The organism is Mycobacterium palustre, from assembly GCF_002101785.1.
GTDB lineage: Bacteria > Actinomycetota > Actinomycetes > Mycobacteriales > Mycobacteriaceae > Mycobacterium > Mycobacterium palustre.
Genome location: NZ_LQPJ01000124.1, coordinates 135520 through 151512, shown reverse-complemented (window position 1 = coordinate 151512; position 15993 = coordinate 135520). Strand labels below are relative to the sequence as shown.

12 protein-coding genes are annotated in these 15993 nt (G+C 62.8%); 3 read left to right on the top strand and 9 right to left on the bottom strand.

Annotated features, from left to right (window positions below; translation table 11 throughout):
* Window positions 1-329: 329 nt before the first annotated feature.
* Complete coding sequence (locus tag AWC19_RS20965) at window positions 330-899, bottom strand: TetR/AcrR family transcriptional regulator (RefSeq protein ID WP_009974253.1); 570 nt, start codon at window positions 897-899, stop codon at window positions 330-332.
* An 82-nt stretch (window positions 900-981) separates the two neighbouring features.
* Here AWC19_RS20965 and AWC19_RS20960 point away from each other — a divergent pair, with 82 nt between their 5' ends.
* Window positions 982-1791 (top strand): class I SAM-dependent methyltransferase, encoded by an 810-nt coding sequence (locus tag AWC19_RS20960; RefSeq protein WP_011723329.1) that lies wholly within the window; start codon window positions 982-984, stop codon window positions 1789-1791.
* Window positions 1792-1876: 85 nt separating this feature from the next.
* Entirely contained in the window at window positions 1877-2764 is an 888-nt protein-coding gene (locus tag AWC19_RS20955) for a lysophospholipid acyltransferase family protein (protein WP_009974249.1), read from the top strand.
* A 495-nt stretch (window positions 2765-3259) separates the two neighbouring features.
* Here AWC19_RS20955 and AWC19_RS20950 read toward each other — a convergent pair whose 3' ends face one another.
* From AWC19_RS20950 to AWC19_RS20920, 7 genes are all read right to left on the bottom strand, one after another.
* Window positions 3260-4009, bottom strand: coding sequence for an SDR family oxidoreductase (locus tag AWC19_RS20950; RefSeq protein WP_085079905.1), 750 nt, complete (start codon window positions 4007-4009; stop codon window positions 3260-3262).
* A 322-nt stretch (window positions 4010-4331) separates the two neighbouring features.
* Window positions 4332-5504, bottom strand: coding sequence for an acyl-CoA dehydrogenase family protein (locus AWC19_RS20945; RefSeq protein WP_085079904.1), 1173 nt, complete (start codon window positions 5502-5504; stop codon window positions 4332-4334).
* Between the two features lie 3 nt (window positions 5505-5507).
* The gene (locus AWC19_RS20940; RefSeq protein WP_014711296.1) at window positions 5508-6659 is read right to left on the bottom strand and encodes an acetyl-CoA C-acetyltransferase; all 1152 of its coding nucleotides are present in this window, start codon (window positions 6657-6659) and stop codon (window positions 5508-5510) included.
* A gap of 328 nt (window positions 6660-6987) precedes the next feature.
* The gene (locus tag AWC19_RS20935) at window positions 6988-8580 is read right to left on the bottom strand and encodes a PEP-utilizing enzyme (protein WP_142281325.1); all 1593 of its coding nucleotides are present in this window, start codon (window positions 8578-8580) and stop codon (window positions 6988-6990) included.
* 195 nt (window positions 8581-8775) lie between these two features.
* Entirely contained in the window at window positions 8776-9738 is a 963-nt protein-coding gene (locus AWC19_RS20930; RefSeq protein WP_014711294.1) for a DUF7065 domain-containing protein, read from the bottom strand.
* Window positions 9739-9746: 8 nt separating this feature from the next.
* Entirely contained in the window at window positions 9747-10883 is a 1137-nt protein-coding gene (locus tag AWC19_RS20925) for an LLM class flavin-dependent oxidoreductase (RefSeq protein WP_014711293.1), read from the bottom strand.
* A gap of 11 nt (window positions 10884-10894) precedes the next feature.
* Window positions 10895-12010, bottom strand: a complete 1116-nt coding sequence (locus AWC19_RS20920) for a phosphotransferase (RefSeq protein WP_085079902.1) — start codon at window positions 12008-12010, stop codon at window positions 10895-10897.
* 471 nt (window positions 12011-12481) lie between these two features.
* Here AWC19_RS20920 and AWC19_RS20915 point away from each other — a divergent pair, with 471 nt between their 5' ends.
* Window positions 12482-14188, top strand: a complete 1707-nt coding sequence (locus AWC19_RS20915; protein ID WP_014711291.1) for a phytoene desaturase family protein — start codon at window positions 12482-12484, stop codon at window positions 14186-14188.
* Window positions 14189-14312: 124 nt separating this feature from the next.
* On the opposite strand, the gene AWC19_RS20910 is transcribed toward AWC19_RS20915, so the two are convergent.
* Window positions 14313-15992 (bottom strand): PEP-utilizing enzyme, encoded by a 1680-nt coding sequence (locus tag AWC19_RS20910; RefSeq protein WP_085079901.1) that lies wholly within the window; start codon window positions 15990-15992, stop codon window positions 14313-14315.
* Window position 15993 lies beyond the last annotated feature (1 nt).

Genomic DNA, 15993 nt, shown 5'->3' with positions numbered 1-15993 from the left:
CTCTCACGGCATAGTGGCTACCACAGAGCCACACGCGGACACGCGACCGCTCTTACACCACTCCACGGGACGTGACCGCGGCCCATACTCGAGCGTCACAGTGGCGCCGGTTTCAGGACTTATCTGCGACTAAGTACTGAAGATTCTCTAAAATGTTGCGCGCCAGCCCAATTCAGATCGCGCTTGGTCGTCCGACAAGGTGCGCGATCGTGTACTACACTGCTGGCCGTCGCGCGTCGACGCCGCGGCCCCGATTGAGTCGTGTTCTCTGCCTGCGAGCTGAAGCCGAGAAGCGCTGGGTGGCAATGGGTTCCAGACGCCACAACCGGCTACTTCGATGGGGCGATGATACGGCGCGCAGCTTCGACGGCGGCGGCGCGGCGGCGCGCATTGGCGTCGGGGTCATTGGTCGCGGCGTCGGGGTGCGGTGAGTTGGCCCATGCCAGTGCGATGCCGAAGAGCACAATCAGCAGGTCGTCGGGCTGCCAAGCGCCGTCGACGTGGCCGTCGGCCTGGGCGGCTTCGATGGCCGCGACATGCTGAGCGAAGGCAGGTTGGCCCTCGGCGTGGGGTTCGTCGAGTGCGATGCCCTCCAGCTGGGCCCAGCTGATCATGCGGTGGTGTTCCGGGTGCTCGCGCGCCAGATCATAGATGCCGCCGACGAAGTCGGGAACAGCGTCGGGGCGCAACGTGACCGCGCTGAAGAACTCGCGGTTGCCGGCGGCCACCACCTCGCGGAACAGAGTTTCCTTGTCGCGGAAGTGGGCGTAGAGGCGTTCCTTGCTGGCCTGGGCGACGCGCGCAATGCGGTCGATGCGCGCGCCGGCCAATCCGTACTGGGCGAACTCTGCCCCGGCAGCCTGCAAGATCTCGCCGCGCAGCTCGGTGGCGGTTCTCACATAAACAACGTACCAAACGAACTAGTTCGTCTGCTACTGTCGTGGCTGTCAGCTTACCTCGGCTAAATATGGAGAGGGTGCGATGAGCGAGGCACTAACAGTGGATCCGGCGATCGCGTCGATGCCCAGGGGTGGTCCGGATGCTTCCTGGCTCGATCGGCGGTTGCAGACCGAGAAGTTGGAGTACACCGACCGTTACGACATCCCCGACGAGGTCAAGCAGACCGTGGTCGCAGCGCTGGATCGGATGGGCACCCGTGCGGGGTATCACGAAAGGAATGCCCGCACGGCCCTGGACATCGTTGCCGACATCGCCAACCCGCGCATTCTGGAGCTGGGCGCCGGGCACGGCAAGCTCTCCGCCGAGATCCTCACGTCCCATCCCACCGCGACGGTCACCGTCAGCGACCTGGACCCGACCTCGGTCGCCAACATTGCTGCCGGTCCCCTGGGTGCTGATCCCCGGGCGCGAACCCAGGTCGTCGACGCCACCGCCATCGACGCGCCCGACGACAGCTACGACTTGGTGGTATTCGCTCAGGCATTCCACCATTTGCCGCCAGCGACTGCGGTGCGCGCGATCGCCGAAGCCACCCGCGTCGGCAAGCGCTTCCTGGTGATCGACCTGCCCCGGCCGCGGTCGGTGCAGCTCTTGCTCACACCGCTGATCTTGGCGCCGTTCGCGGCCGCACTCGCGCTGGTGCGGCCGTCGTTGAAACACGTCATGCACGACGCGTACATCAGCGCGCTGCGCGCCTACAGCCGCTCGGCGTTCATCGCCCTCGGCAAAGCCGCCGATCCGCGCATGGGCGTCGAATTCCTGCCGTTGTCCGCTTGTCGGCTGCGACCGGGACACGTCGGCATAGTGTTCACTCGACCGCGGGCCAGCTGATGTGGACAGACGCCTCGATCGCCCTCTCCACCAACGGTTTTCACAAAGGACGCAACGATAAGCCCCCGTATTTAGGGACGAAGAGATGAATTCACCAGCAAGACAACTACTCTCGGCAACGGCTGATGACCAGCGCGCGCGCCGACAAGCCGCGATCGAACGTGCCCTCTTCGGATTGGCACACCAATGGGATCGGGTACGCCCCGTCTACAAGCCCTATGTTGACGGGTTGGAGAACCTGCCTTCAGACGGCAGATTCCTGTTGGTGGCCAATCACAGCTATACACCATCGAGTGAAATCCTGCTGCTGCTTTATGAGGTTCAGCGGCACCTGGGCCGGCGAGTACGTGCGTTGATGGATCGTCGGTTCGGCCGGTTCGCAGGCTTGGCGGCCGATGTGCTGGCCGCCGGTGGAGGCATCGTCGGCACCCGCGAAGGCACCGCCGAACTCATGCGCGCTAACGAGCCCATCCTGGTATTTCCCGGTGGTGCACGAGAAATCGGTAAGGGAAAAGACCAACTCAACACACTGCAGTGGGGTGACCGGGCAGGGTTCGCACGCCTCGCCATCGAGCACAACTACCCGATCGTCACGGCTGCCGTTGTCGGTGGCGACGACATGTACAAGATTCTCACCACCAGCGATGGCACGTGGGCGCAGCTCAACAAGAAAGTCAGCAGATGGCTGGGCAGTGACGCTGATCTGCTGCTGCCCCTGTCACGCGGTATAGGCCCGACGCTGCTGCCCCGCCCTCAACGCCTCTATGCGCGCTTCTCGCGTCCCATCGACACGACAAGGCCGAAGGGCACCCCTCACGACGAGTGGCTGACAAAAGTCAGAGAGACCGCGAAGACGGATCTAGAATCCAATCTTGCCGCTCTGCTTGCGATTCGCGCAACCGACCCCTTTCGGAATCTGGCGCCCTGGGCGTGGCGGAAGGCCGTGATGCCACATCCCGCACAAGATAGATAAGGCCGCCAGACGTGTTGTCACACAATTGGCGCGGCTGCTGCGGCAGCAGCAGCTCTGGGGTCGTCTCATTCAGGATGTCCAATTGGACATCGGGTGGACATTTCATATGAGATTTGGACATCGGAAATGAGAATTGTAGGTTCTCAAACTCCGTGGCGCGCGGCGGTGCCTCTACCGGCAAGTTTGAAGAGTTCTCAACAAAATGGCGGAGCCGTTTTTCTCATCTTCATGGCGGATCCGAGAACCAGACGGTGGTGCCGAAACTAGGCAACTTCGTCTATCTGGGAAACGCGCCGCCGTCATGCGGCAACCGGCACCACGACATGCCGTAAGTGCAATAAGGGCGTCAGCTCCGGTGAACTCTTACAGGAGCGGTACACCGACGAACCACGCTAGTCGCCCATGGCGAGGTTAGGCCATATGTGGTGAGTATGCCGAAATCTGCTGTTCAGCCTGGTATCTGCGTGCGATCGCCCAGTGTGGGGTCGCCAAGCGTTAGGCAAAGCGCTTGATCAGCGGCAGCGGCAGTACCCGCATGAGTTGCACCATCGGCCCCCATGGCCACCAGGGCACAGCCGCCCGTCCCGGCTCGCGCTCGATCGCCGAAACCAACGACTTGACCCCAATCTCGTTGTCCACCATGAACATTGTGGTCTGTGACTTGGCGGTCATCTCCGACTCGATATAACCGGGCTCTATCACCGAAACCTTGATCGGCCCACGCGCATACTCGGCGCGCAACGCTTCGCCCAGCGAACTCAACCCAGCCTTGCTGGCCGCGTAAGACGCTTTCACGCCCGGCACTCCCCTGACGCCGAGCACCGAGGAAATCAACACCAGGTGCCCCGATCCCTGCTCATGAAAAATCTGCAGCGCGGTCTCGATCTGCACCAGCGCCGCCACCAAGTTGGTCTCGAGAGTCGCCTTATTGGCCCACAGTTTGCCCGACCCCAGGCGCGCACCCTTGCCGATGCCGGCGTTGACGATCACCCGGTCGATGCCGCCGAGTGCATCCGACAGCTCCTCGAACACCTTCGGCACCTGCTCGTGATCATTGACGTCCAACGCTGCGATGGCAACATTTACATCAGAATGTTGTTGCACGAGCTCAGCTTTGAGATCAGCGAGCCGGTCGGTACGCCGAGCGCACAGTGCCAGGTCGCGCCCTTTGGCCGCAAACGCGTGAGCCATACCGGCACCCAGGCCGGAACTCGCACCGGTGATAAGGATCTTCTGCCGAGTCACGTCCGCAGTATAACCTCTTGAGCGAAAACGACTTTGGTCGGTTCGCTGATACTTTGATTGTCGGCGGCTGCCATTGCAGCTTCAGGCGAGGTCACTCATGAGCTCTTCTCCTCGGGAGCCGGACCTGCGGCGTATCGCTTCGCCGTTTGGCTTTGCGTCCGTCTGCGGTGTACCACGGGCTTCAATGCCGTTGATCAACATATGCATTGCCGTAGCGGGGGGCAACGTCACCCCGCCACGGCAAAGTTCCAGCATGCCGGCCGAGCCCCTCGCCAGTGGCAGCGGTAGCAGGCGCGGACACCGAGATGAAAACGGCGTCACTTCATCTCCGTTTGGAAGTCGGTTCCGAGCCGGCGACCTCGCGGCCGATGAGCTCCTTCATGATCTCCGTCGTGCCGCCATAGATAGTCTGCGCTCGGGTGTCGACATACGCTCGGGCAACAGGGTATTCAAGCATGTAGCCGTATCCGCCGTGGAGTTGCAGACACCGGTCGATGAGGCGGTGTTGAAGCTCGCTGACGTACCACTTGCCTTTTGCCGCATCGACTGGTGAAAGTTCACCCGCGTTGAACGCTTCTACCGATTTGTCGACGTAGGCTTCCGCGATATCGAGTTCCGTTGACATCTCTGCCAGTTCGAAGCGGATATGTTGCTTTGCGGTCAGCGGCTGACCGAATGCCTTGCGCTGTCGGCAATACTCGACCGTGAGGTCGAATATTGCGCGTGTAGTCGCGATAGCCTGTGCCGTAACACCTAATCGCTCGCGCGGCAAATGGCTCATCAAGTATTGGAGGCCGCTGCCTTCCTTGCCGAGCAGATTTTCGACTGGTACGCGAGCGTCGTCGAAGAATAACTCGGCAGTGTCTTGGGCCGGTAGCCCGATCTTGTCCAGCTGGCGTCCGTGTCTGAATCCTGGGGTGTCGCGCTCGACAACGAACAAGCTGAAGCCTCGCGAGCCCGCCTCTTGATCGGTGCAAGCGGCTACCACGATGAGGTCGGCCATGATCCCACTGGAAATGAACGTTTTCTGCCCGTTGAGAACCCAGTGGTCGCCGTCGCGGCGAGCACTGGTGCGGATCCCTCGGAGATCGCTGCCGGTACCCGGTTCCGTCATAGCGAGGGCGCCGATCAATTCACCGGAGGCGAAGCCCGGCAACCAACGTTGTTTCTGTTCCTCAGACGTGAGATCGAGGAGGTAGTGCAACACGAGGTCGTCTTGGAGGCTGATGGTCAAGCCGAACGACAAAGCGTTGATTCGGGCGATCTCCTCGCAGACCACCATTCGGTAGCGGTAGTCGTGTTCACCGGCACCCCCGTATCGTCCGTCCACCTCCAATGCGTAGATGCCCGCTTTGGCTGCATGGGCGAACACGTCGCGGTCGATCCGGTGATCTCGGTCCCAATCGTGCTGGTGCGGGACCACTTCTCGGGCTAAGAATTCCTTGACCGTTTCGCGGTAGGCCTCATGGTCAGGGCCGTAGAGCGTTCGGCGCACCGCCTAGAGCCTCTCGATGATCGTGACGTTGGCTTGACCGCCGCCCTCGCACATGGTCTGCAGTCCGTAGCGGCCGCCGGTTCGCTCGAGCTCGTGCAACAGCGAGGTCATCAAGCGGGCGCCGGTGCAGCCGATGGGGTGACCCAACGCGATCGCTCCACCGTTCACATTCACGCGATCCGGGTCGGCCTCAAGTTCTGCCAGCCAGGCGAGCACCACCGGAGCAAACGCCTCGTTGATCTCGACGAGATCTATGTCGTCGATCGAGAGTCCCGTTCGCTTGAGTGCGTGTCGGGTGGCCGGGATCGGGGCCGTAAGCATCATCACCGGGTCGGCGCCACGCACGGACATGTGGTGAATTCGGGCCCGCGGTGTCAGTCCGAACCGCTTGACAGCGCTTTCCGACGCGATCAGCAGTGCCGCCGCCCCGTCGGAAATCTGGCTGGCCACCCCCGCGGTTAGCACTCCGCCCTCAACCAGGGTCGGCAGGGCCGCCATCTTCTCCAGTGAGGTGTTGGCGCGCGGCCCCTCGTCCACCGTGACGCGCGCGTATGGCGTTACCTCCCTTGTGAATCGGCCGTCGGCGATAGCTGCCACGGCGCGCTGGTGGCTGGTTAACGCAAATTTCTCGTTGTCCTCGCGGCTCAGCTTCCACTGACTGGCGATCATCTCCGCACCGCGGAACTGTGAGATCTCCTGGGTGCCGAACCGAGCTTCCCATCCCCGGCATCCAGTCCATGGATCGCTCGCGCCGAAGGGCTCACCTGCCCCGAAAGCGCACAAGATCGGATACTGGCTCATTTTCTGCACGCCGCCCGCGACGATCAGATCAGAAGTTCCGCTCATCACGGCCTGCGCGGCGAAATGCACGGCCTGCTGAGCGGATCCGCACTGGCGGTCGATCGTGACGCCGGGAACCGACTCGGGCAGGCCAGCCGCAAGGGCCGCTGTCCGCGCGATGTCGCCGGCCTGGGAACCGATGTTGTCCAGGCAGCCCAGGATGACGTCATCAATCGACTCGGCGTCGATGTCGTGTCGATCGACGACAGTACGAATCACGTGGGCGGCCATGTCGGCCGGGTGCTCGTCAGCGAATCCACCACCGCGCTTACCCACAGGTGTACGAGCTGCGTCAACGATAAAGGCTTCAGTCACTTCTGTAATTTAACATAGACTCAAAAAATGGTGAACCGGTCCTGCCTCAGTCCATTCAAGTCGGCGGATGGGGTGGTTCCTCAGCGTGTTTCGGGTGGATCTTGAGCGCAGATCTCATGTGAAAACCGAAACGAGCGACGAACAGCGTTAAGACACTTTGGACTTCTCGCCGGAGAAGTCGACCAGTGGCGCGCGGTGGCGGTCCGGCGGTTTAACCCCGCCACAGCTCGAGTCGAAGCGTCTTACGTCGCGGCCGCCCTTCAACCGCATACACGGCAAGACTGGGCGAAGTCACGCATCACGAGCAGGAACGCTCTTATTGGGCGTATCACCCAATCACTTCGACAGTGCCGACATCGCCGTTGACCCGTAACTGCGCACCGTCGGGGATGCGGTTGGTGCCGGTTTCGGTACCGCACACGCATGGTATGCCGATCTCGCGGGCGACGATCGGGCCGTGGCTCAGCATGCCGCCGTGGTCGGTCACCACCGCCCCTGCCACCAGGAACAGTGACACCCAGGACGGGTCGGTGGTTTCGCACACGAGAATGTCACCGTCGTCGATGTCCACGTCGCCGGGGTCACGCACCACCCGCGCCCGCCCCTCGGCGATGCCGCCGCTGGCGGCCACGCCGGCCACTATCCCTCCGACGTCGAGCAGTTTGCCGGTAGCCGTTGCGAGCTTGGTGATCTCCGGGCTGCCCGACCATGCCTTGGGCAGCCGAATAGTTTGACGTTCGGCGTACTGCGCCATCCGATCGGCGACCGCGGCCCGCTGATCGCCGGATATTCCAGCTACCAGGTCTTGATACGAAAGGTGAAAAACATCGTCGGAGTCGGCGATGATGCCGCGTTCGACGAGTAACGCACCGAGCCTACGAGCCGTCGCACGAGCCACGTCGTAGGTGAGCAGGTAACCGGCTTTACCCTGTTCCCGCAGAGCCAGGAAACGGGCCGCCAGTTTCACGATCATCGCAGTAAGCCGACGCTTGAATCTAGGAGTCGCGGCCAACAGTTCGGCGAGCGCCCGCTGGCGGGCGGCCGCTTGCGCGGCGCTGCGGTTGCGTGGTGCACGCGGGCTTGCGGCGTCAATCGCCCGATAGTCGTCAAGGCGCGCCAGGACGGGAGCGGGGTTCTCGCGCCACGTGACGCCGATCAACTGACCCTCGTTGGGGCCGTGGTAGCCGTGCCGGTCCGTGAATTCGCCGACCGTTGTCTGGTTGTGCGCCAATGCCCACAGATCGTATGCGACCTCGTTTTCATCGGAACCGACGCCGGAGAGCAGTTGGGCTTCCAGTCCCGGCTTACCGGCGGCGGCAGCAGCAGCAGCGACTTTCTCGGCGATCGAGGAACTGATCATCGCAACGCCCATGTGAATCTTCATCATGTCCTCGAAGCGGCGCCGCGAGTCGGCAAGCACTGCCAGGCAACCGTTCTCGTCGAGATTGGGGATTCTCGACAGCTGATCGAGCCGCCATCTTCGGAGCTCGGCGAACATCGCGTTATGCCGCTTGGGGGTGCGCAGCATCCAGCGCGGGGCTTTCACGATGATCGCCGGGTAGCGCTTCCGGGTGTTCTCGTCGACGGTCTCAGGCCGCGCATACCCGAAAAGCTGCTGCTCGACGGCTTTTGCGGTAGTCCCCGGCATGACATTGGCGATTTCGCGGAATTTGTCGATATTGCCTGCGCCCCAACCGGAGAACACCGTGAGGAAGCAGTCCTCAACATCCTCGGGCACCCGCAGCTCGTTACGGGCGAAGACCCCCAGGTCGACGAAAAGACGCCGGAATGACATCTCCATCGGCTCAAACGCGAACGTCATGCCGAACAGGGTGAACACGCCAGGAAAAGCCTCGGCGATGTTCCCGGTAGTCCACCGCACCCCCGGTCGCGGATCAACCGTGTCCAGCGTCTCAAGCATGTCGCTTACCCGCGTCACCTGACAATCCCCCGCGCAGCGTGCTGCTGAATATTTCGCAACGTCAACATATATTTCTCGGTGACGAACCTGCTGCAGCAGAGGGCATCACCTCAGTCGTAGCGTTCGCGTCCGTGCTAGTCGTCGCCTCGGTTCGGGCGGGCAACCGCGGCGATTTTCGATCGAAGACGCTCATGGTCATTGCCTTTTCGTCAGGCCGCTGGCGAGCGCAGCGTTGATTGAAGTGCCGACGGGCGCGGTTCCTAATCGAGCGTTGTTGCTGATTTCGAAATCGCAGATCCCCCAACGGTCGGCGCCGGGTAATCGGACGTCGCAGATGGAGTCGACGTAGTAGGCGTTGTGCAGATGGGCCACGACGGCGTCGACGGGTTCGGCCCGAAGCTCGAAGACATCTCCGTCGGGCATCCACCAGCGGACTTCGCCGCCTCGGTGCGTCAATCCATCGGGCTCGAGAAACGTCACGGCGTCAACGTCAGCCGCGTAGTTGACCTCTCCGTCGCGGACGAGATAGCCGACCCTGACCATCGACTCGTCGGCGGCATGCCAGATGATTGAACCGAAAGACAGGTCCGGGCCAAAGGTTCCAGAGATCCACCGGTGGCTCTTCAGGGTCATCGTCTTGCGTAAACCCCACGAGTGGTCGCGATGGTACATCCCGTCGACGTCGAAACTCCGGCCATCGATGCGGGCGCTACCGCGGATACGTCCCGACGTCTCGTAGTGGTCCTTGGCGAAATCCTCAGTCATGCTCCCCTTGGGTGGGAAGAAGTCGGTCAGCGGATAGAAGTTGTCCATGCGCAAGTCGACGTGCACGCCGGGTTCATTGATTACCAGCCTGGGTGCTCCCGCGTCGACATGCCACTCCGAGCCGCCGGAGCGAAATCCACGTGGTGATGCGGCCGGCTCGAAGGGAAGTTGAAAATCGTTGCGACGAAAGCGGATGCCGTCGGTGGTCGCCACGAAACAGTGCAGCGCCGACCGGCCACCGCCCGGTCGGTTCGGTTCGTGGCCGATCCGGCTGACTCCGCCGATCCCGGCGGCGCGGTCATACCAGTGCACGAACACACTTTCCTGCCAGTCGGGATCGTCGCTGGCCGGCTCGTGGCTGCCCTCGTCGTCGTAGGAATACTGCTTGCTCATCCTCCGCGTCATCCGTGTTTCTTCAAACGGGCACAGACTTCGAGGTTCCTGTGCTGTCCGAGTTGTGCGTCCGCGGGGTCGAGGATGAGGGGCAGGATGTCGCAGACGCTGACCCAGGTGGCCCCAGCCTCAACATATTGCGCCACCTGATCGGCGACGGAGGCCGGGGTGCCGTATACGAATGATTTCTGAGCCATCTCATGTGTTGTGCGACTGAGCACACCGTCGATCTCGGAGTCGGTCCATTGAACCGGGAGCAGTTTGATGGCGTAATGCCAGTCTCTCGGCAGCGGCGGTTCCATTCCCTCTGCGTCCCATGCGCTTTGGTCGACACGACCGAAGACTCCTGCCATCCAGCGCATCAGCGGATTGTCTAAAGCCTCTTCGAGGAGTTGCTCATCTTCATGGATCAACGACATGAACCAGATGCCGAATTCGAAGGCTTCCGGGTCACGTCCTTTCCGCTCCAAGTCGGTCTTGAGCGTTGTAACCGTTTGAGCCCACGAATCCACGTTCGGGGCGACGCAGGGCACGATGGCAGAAAATCCGTCGGCGTACGTGGTGGCGAGGTCGAGAAGCTTTGGGCCTCCCCCCAACGCCCAGACGGTAGGTCGGTGACCACGCGCTTCACCCAGCCAGGCGTTTTTGAAAGTCCAGTGATTGCCTGCCAAGTTGACGGGTCCGTCGGTATTCCAGAACGCGTCGAAGGCCTTGAACTGATCTTCGAGACGTTCTAGACCCTCTGACCTCCGCCACCCAAAAGGCGTTATTTGTTTAGCCTCGCCCGCTCCGATCATGATCTTCGCGCGACCGTCAGTGAGGTTGGCCAGAGTCATCATGGTTTGGGTCAGCTCCGCAGGCCCGCGCCGGATGGCGTCGGTGCTGATTGTCACGCCGAGGCCGGGAGCCTTCGCCGCGAGGTAGGCGCTCATCGCGAACGCGTCGCAGTACGAGTCCAGGTCGGGCATGACCGACGCCATGGGGGTATTGCCGGGGCACCACAGCTGTCGCGGCCAGAAATTGGTCATCTGATCCCAGACGAGCAGTTCGTCGATGGCGCCGCTGTCCAAAGCGGTCCCGGCCGCCTGCCCGAAAACCGCAGGGGGCGTGTAGCGATCACACGAGAATGCCAGCGCCGTGGTCACAGGTCGGCGGCTCATTTCAGCAGCTCCATCGAGTCGAGGTCGCGAACTTGGTGGGCGTATGCGGCGAACATGCCGGCGAACAGCGCGTCGCCCCGGTCGGATCGCTCGAGTTGGACGGCCATTGGTATCGAGAGCATGAAGCCGTAGAAGGCACACCAGCGATAGCTCGCCCACGCGTCGTCGAAGGAGAAGTCCTTGACACCGCCAGACACCAGCCCGTCCTGGTATCGCTGTAGCAGATCACGCTCGTGCCCTCGCCGATCCTCCAGCGAAAGACAACCGCCCAGGTAGACGGCCACATCTATCAGCGGCGGACCGAGCTGGGCGGCCTGCCAATCGATCACAGCGACCGGCTGGTCGGGCACCGTCGGGAAGAACACATTGTCCATGCGGTAGTCACCGTGAAGAACCGTCTTGCGCCCCTGATTCGTTCGCTCCGCCCATGAGTTGGCGTGGGGTGCCACCTGCTCGGCGAGAGCCACGTCGCGAGAGTCGAGCCGGTCGCCGAAGCGCTCGAGAAAGCTCGGCAGCATCGGCTCGACGCCGGCGAAGAAGTTCTGCAGGCGTTGCGGCTCGGCCAACCACGTCAGTGCGGCCAGCCTGGGGTCAGACCACCTGGGCGCGTGCAGCGTCGTCAGTCCGTCCAGCGCCTGCGCGGCTTGCTCCACGGTGCCACCGGCGATCATGTCTCCGGGTGCAGCGATCGAGCTGAGATCTTCCAGCAGCAGCGTGAAGCGCCCGGTCTCGGGCTCGATGTCAGCCTGGTAAACCAGCGGAACCCGGACGCGGACGGTGGGCGCTATCTGTTGGTAGAACCCCACTTCGGCTTCGTAGAAGCCAAGGGTCACGCCGAGGCCTCGACTCCCGGCATTGGTTGATGGCAGCTTCAACATGACGGAGGAAGGTGCATCCGATTCCATGCTGTCGTAGGCGAGATTCAAACGCGCGACCAGTCCCAGTTGACCGACATTCATGAGTTCGCTGGTCACTTCCGTGACCTCGCCCTGGTGCAGCACGCCGGCAGCCTGCAGGGTGCCGGTGAGCCAGGCCGGCGTTGCCTGATCGAGGGAATCAATGATGGCCGTCCGTCGGCGTTGCGCATCGACGGTAGACGTTGGGTTGACCATGGTGGCAGCGCTCCCGGCTTCGACGACGTGAGTTGATCTCGCTTATTGAATCTATATTCGAGTAAAAAGTCTTGCGCAAGATTCGGGCGAATTTCCCGTTCTCATGCTTTGCGGTTCGGGTCGAACGATGCCACAGTGGCCCCGGGGCCGGCCGCGCCGGGGGCCGATGGCGCACGCCATTCGCGGTCGCGTCTCGACGCTGCGGCCACCGCGCCCCCAAGTGGGCTTCGACAGTGGGTTGTGCTCTGGATCGCATTGAGCATACAGTGTGTATGGTGCAACAGAACCGTGGCGATGGCCCCGGTGCCGATGACCCTTGTTCGGATGTTCGGGCAGGCACGCACTTGAGCGGGATTCGGTAGGGCGCCAACCCACTTCGGCCGCAACCGTGCCCGCGGTAGCAGTATTTAATAATGGTTAGATTTTGGAGTGCTGAGCGAGTCTCGCTCTCGGACGATCGAAGGACTGGTGATGAAGGACGCTCTCCCGCCGCGCGAAGCCGACATTGTGGTTGTGGGATCGGGACACAACGGGTTGGTCGCCGCGGCGTATCTCGCGAAGGCCGGGCTGGATGTTCTCGTCGTCGAAGCGTCCCCGACCGCCGGTGGTATGACGTCGACGAATTCCTTCGCCCCAGAAGCGCCTGAGTACATGATCAACGAGGCGTCGATTCAGGCGTCGTTGTTCCGTACCACAACGATCGACCGCGATCTTGGGCTGTCCCGTTATTACGGTCTGCGGCAGACGGTTATCGACCCCGCACACTTTCAACTCTCGGCTGACGGCGCATCGCTGGGATTGTGGCGCGACCCCCGCAAGACCGCCGCAGAACTCGAGTACTTCTCGAAGAAGGACGCCCGCGCGCTACTCGAGCTCTACGAGGTAATCGACGCGGCCGTCGAGATCGGGCTGCCCATGATGCAGACCAACGTCCGTGAGCCGGAGATCAAGAACATCTTGAAATCGGCACGCGCGGTGCTGAAGAACCGGAAACAGCTCGCAGCGCTCGGTCGGTGGATGTCGAGCTCTCAAATGGAGGCGGTCGAGGAGAGCTTTGAGCACGACATGATCCGTGCACCGATGCTGGCCAGTCTCCCGTTCATGCCTTTCGACGCTGATATGTCTGGCTGGTCGCTGATCTACCTGGGGGTGCTGAGCAAGTACGGCGTGGCCATGTTCCACGGCGGCACCGGATCGCTGCCGAAAGCGCTGATCAGCGTTATCAAGGACAATCATGGTGACGTGATCACCAGCTCCCCCGTGGAAGAGCTGATCATCACCAACAACCGCTGCACCGGGGTACGTGTCAAGGGCGGGGTTGAAATCCGCGCTCGGCGTGCCGTTCTCACCGCATGCAGTCCGAAGACGACGCTTACGCGGTTGCTCCCGCGTGGCGTTCTGGAACCGAAGAAGCAGAACGCCGCCGACCACATCCCGACCCGCAAACGCGGTATCGCCGACGCAAAAGTCAACGTCGCGCTGTCCGGACGCATCGACATGTCCAAGCATGAAAAGTGGCGCGGCGACGGTATCGATATGCGGCAGGCGTGCAACTGCTACCACACGTACGAACAAGCCGTCGAGGCCGCCCGCGCCTGCGTGCGGGGCAAGGTGCCGGAGGCCATCCCGGGCCTGGCCCAGGTGACGAACTCTTTCGATCCGTCGATGTCGCCTCCCGGTAAGGACCTCTGGTGGTTCTGGACCGGCCTCACCCCGTCTTATCCAGAGGACGGCTGGGACGTGGCCCGCAAGAAGATCACCGACAGCATCATCAAAGATGCCGACGAGTACTACAAAGGCGTCGAAGACCTGCAGGTGGCCGTGCGTCCCTTGGTGTTGCCCGACATCGAAGAGCGGTTCTGGGCGATCGACGGCTCGGTCTACCACGTGGACCCGACCATCAGTCGCTTCGGCCCCAACAAGCCGGTCGCCGGATTCGCCGGGTATAAGACACCGATCGACGGTCTCTACCTGACCGGATCCGGCACCCACCCGGTCGCCGGTATCAGCGGCATGCCCGGCCAGAACGCTGCGCGAACCATGCTCAAGGATTTCCACCTTCAGAAGAAAGGTGAGCGCATCGCGGGCGTGTTGAAAGAGTTGATGAGCTCAAGGAAGTCAGCAGACGCCGACCCCTATTCGAGCGGTCAGAACGACCCCTTCCCGGTAGCGCGTTGATGTGAGGCGCCGTCCCGATCGCTGACGGGACGGCGCCGTCCAAGTGCAGCCGAACCCCAGATTCTGGGATACGCGCAGATTTGTGTCCGCGCAAGGCCGAATTCAGCGAAAGACGGCGCTCTAGCTAGTCGGCTGCGTCGACACGCGATGCGTCGTGCAGGATTTCCACGCGACCAGTCGTGCCGTCAACCCGGACCCGCATCCCGTCGCGCAGCGTTGTGGTGCCGGTGCGGGTGCCGGCGACGCAGGGCAGCCCCAATTCCCGGCAGACGATGGCGGCGTGGCTCATCGCGCTGCCGACATCGGTGACCACCGCTTCGGCGAGCGCGAACAGCGATGCCCAGCTGGGATCGGTCGCGCGGCACACCAGGATGGAGCCCTCGTCGATGTCGGCGTCATCGAGATCACGAACGACGCGCACGATTCCTTCGGCGGTACCGGCGCTCACCCCTAGACCTTCCACGACGTCGGGCTGGTGCTCGGATGCCGGCCCGGTGGCCGCGGCAGCGGCGGCGGCAATCTCGGGCACGCCACGCCATACGTGCGGAAGAACGATCCGGTCGAACGTGGCATGGTCGGATCGACGTTGACGGACGAGATCAGGCCAGTTGCCACGATCACCACGCACGATCTCGTCGATCGTCAGGAACATCACGTGCGTGGGATCGTCGAGCACACTCGCCTCGGCAAGATCCCGACCGACGACGCGTGATGCCGCGCGGGCGACGTCGACGGCTTGCAACATGCTGGCTCGTCCGGTTTCGCGCCAGGTCGGCGCGTGCGCCGCGAATCGGATGAGCGCGCGTGCCGGGATCGATCGGATCGGGCCGAGCGCCTGCTCCAGACGGCGGACTGCGGCCACATGCTCGCTCCGCCGTCGCAACACCAGGGCGTCAATGTCTTCACCGCCGCGACGGGAGCGGTAGGCGGCGGCCAGATCCGCGACGGGTTGGGTGTTCTCCCGCCATACCGTCGATTCCACCAGCCCCTCGCGGGGGCCGTGGAAGCCGTGCCGATGCAGGAAATCCCGGAGCGTGATCGTGTCGGCCGACAGGCTCCACAGATCGCGGACCAAGTCGAACTCGGCAGTCCCCTCATCGCTCTTGATGAGTTCATGCTGCACGCCGTCCAGCCCGGCCTTGACGGCCAATGCCTCGACGCGGCCCATCAGGCCCTGACACGCCATGGAGAGCACCATGTGCGTGACCAGGATTTCCTCGAACCGCCGGCGCGCCTCGGCCAGTGCCAGCACAGCCGAATTGCCCACCAGCGCCTCGGGTTCGAAGACAGTGGCCCGCCACCAGCGGGCTGTATTCTGCGCGCACGGTTCAAGCTCGCGCATCGCGCGACGCAATGCGCGGGGAAACTTCGCCGCGACGAACGGATAGCGGCGCATCTTGCGTAATCCACTGGGCTCCGGTTCGCCATCGCGCTCGACCGATCCGAACAACTGAGCTTCCATGGTTGCCGCAGAGCCTCCCGGCACACGCGCCGCCATCTGGCCTAAGAGATCCACGTTGGCGATGGCATGGCCGTAGGCCACGGAGAGGAAGCGACCGTCGACGTCGTCTGGGATCGGGCGCTGCGATTCCGGCAGCACACCGAGATCCACCCAGCAACCGCGCATGGTGGACTCGGTGGGCGGGAAGTACATGGACCAAGTCAGCGGGGTGATGGTTCCGGGCAGCCCTTCATCGACGTTGGCGGTGGTCCATCGCCGCTTGGCGCCCGGATGATGAACCGGACTTGCGGCCAGTTCTTCCTCGGACAGGTCTAGGGCGGATTCCGACCGATTCAGCGACACC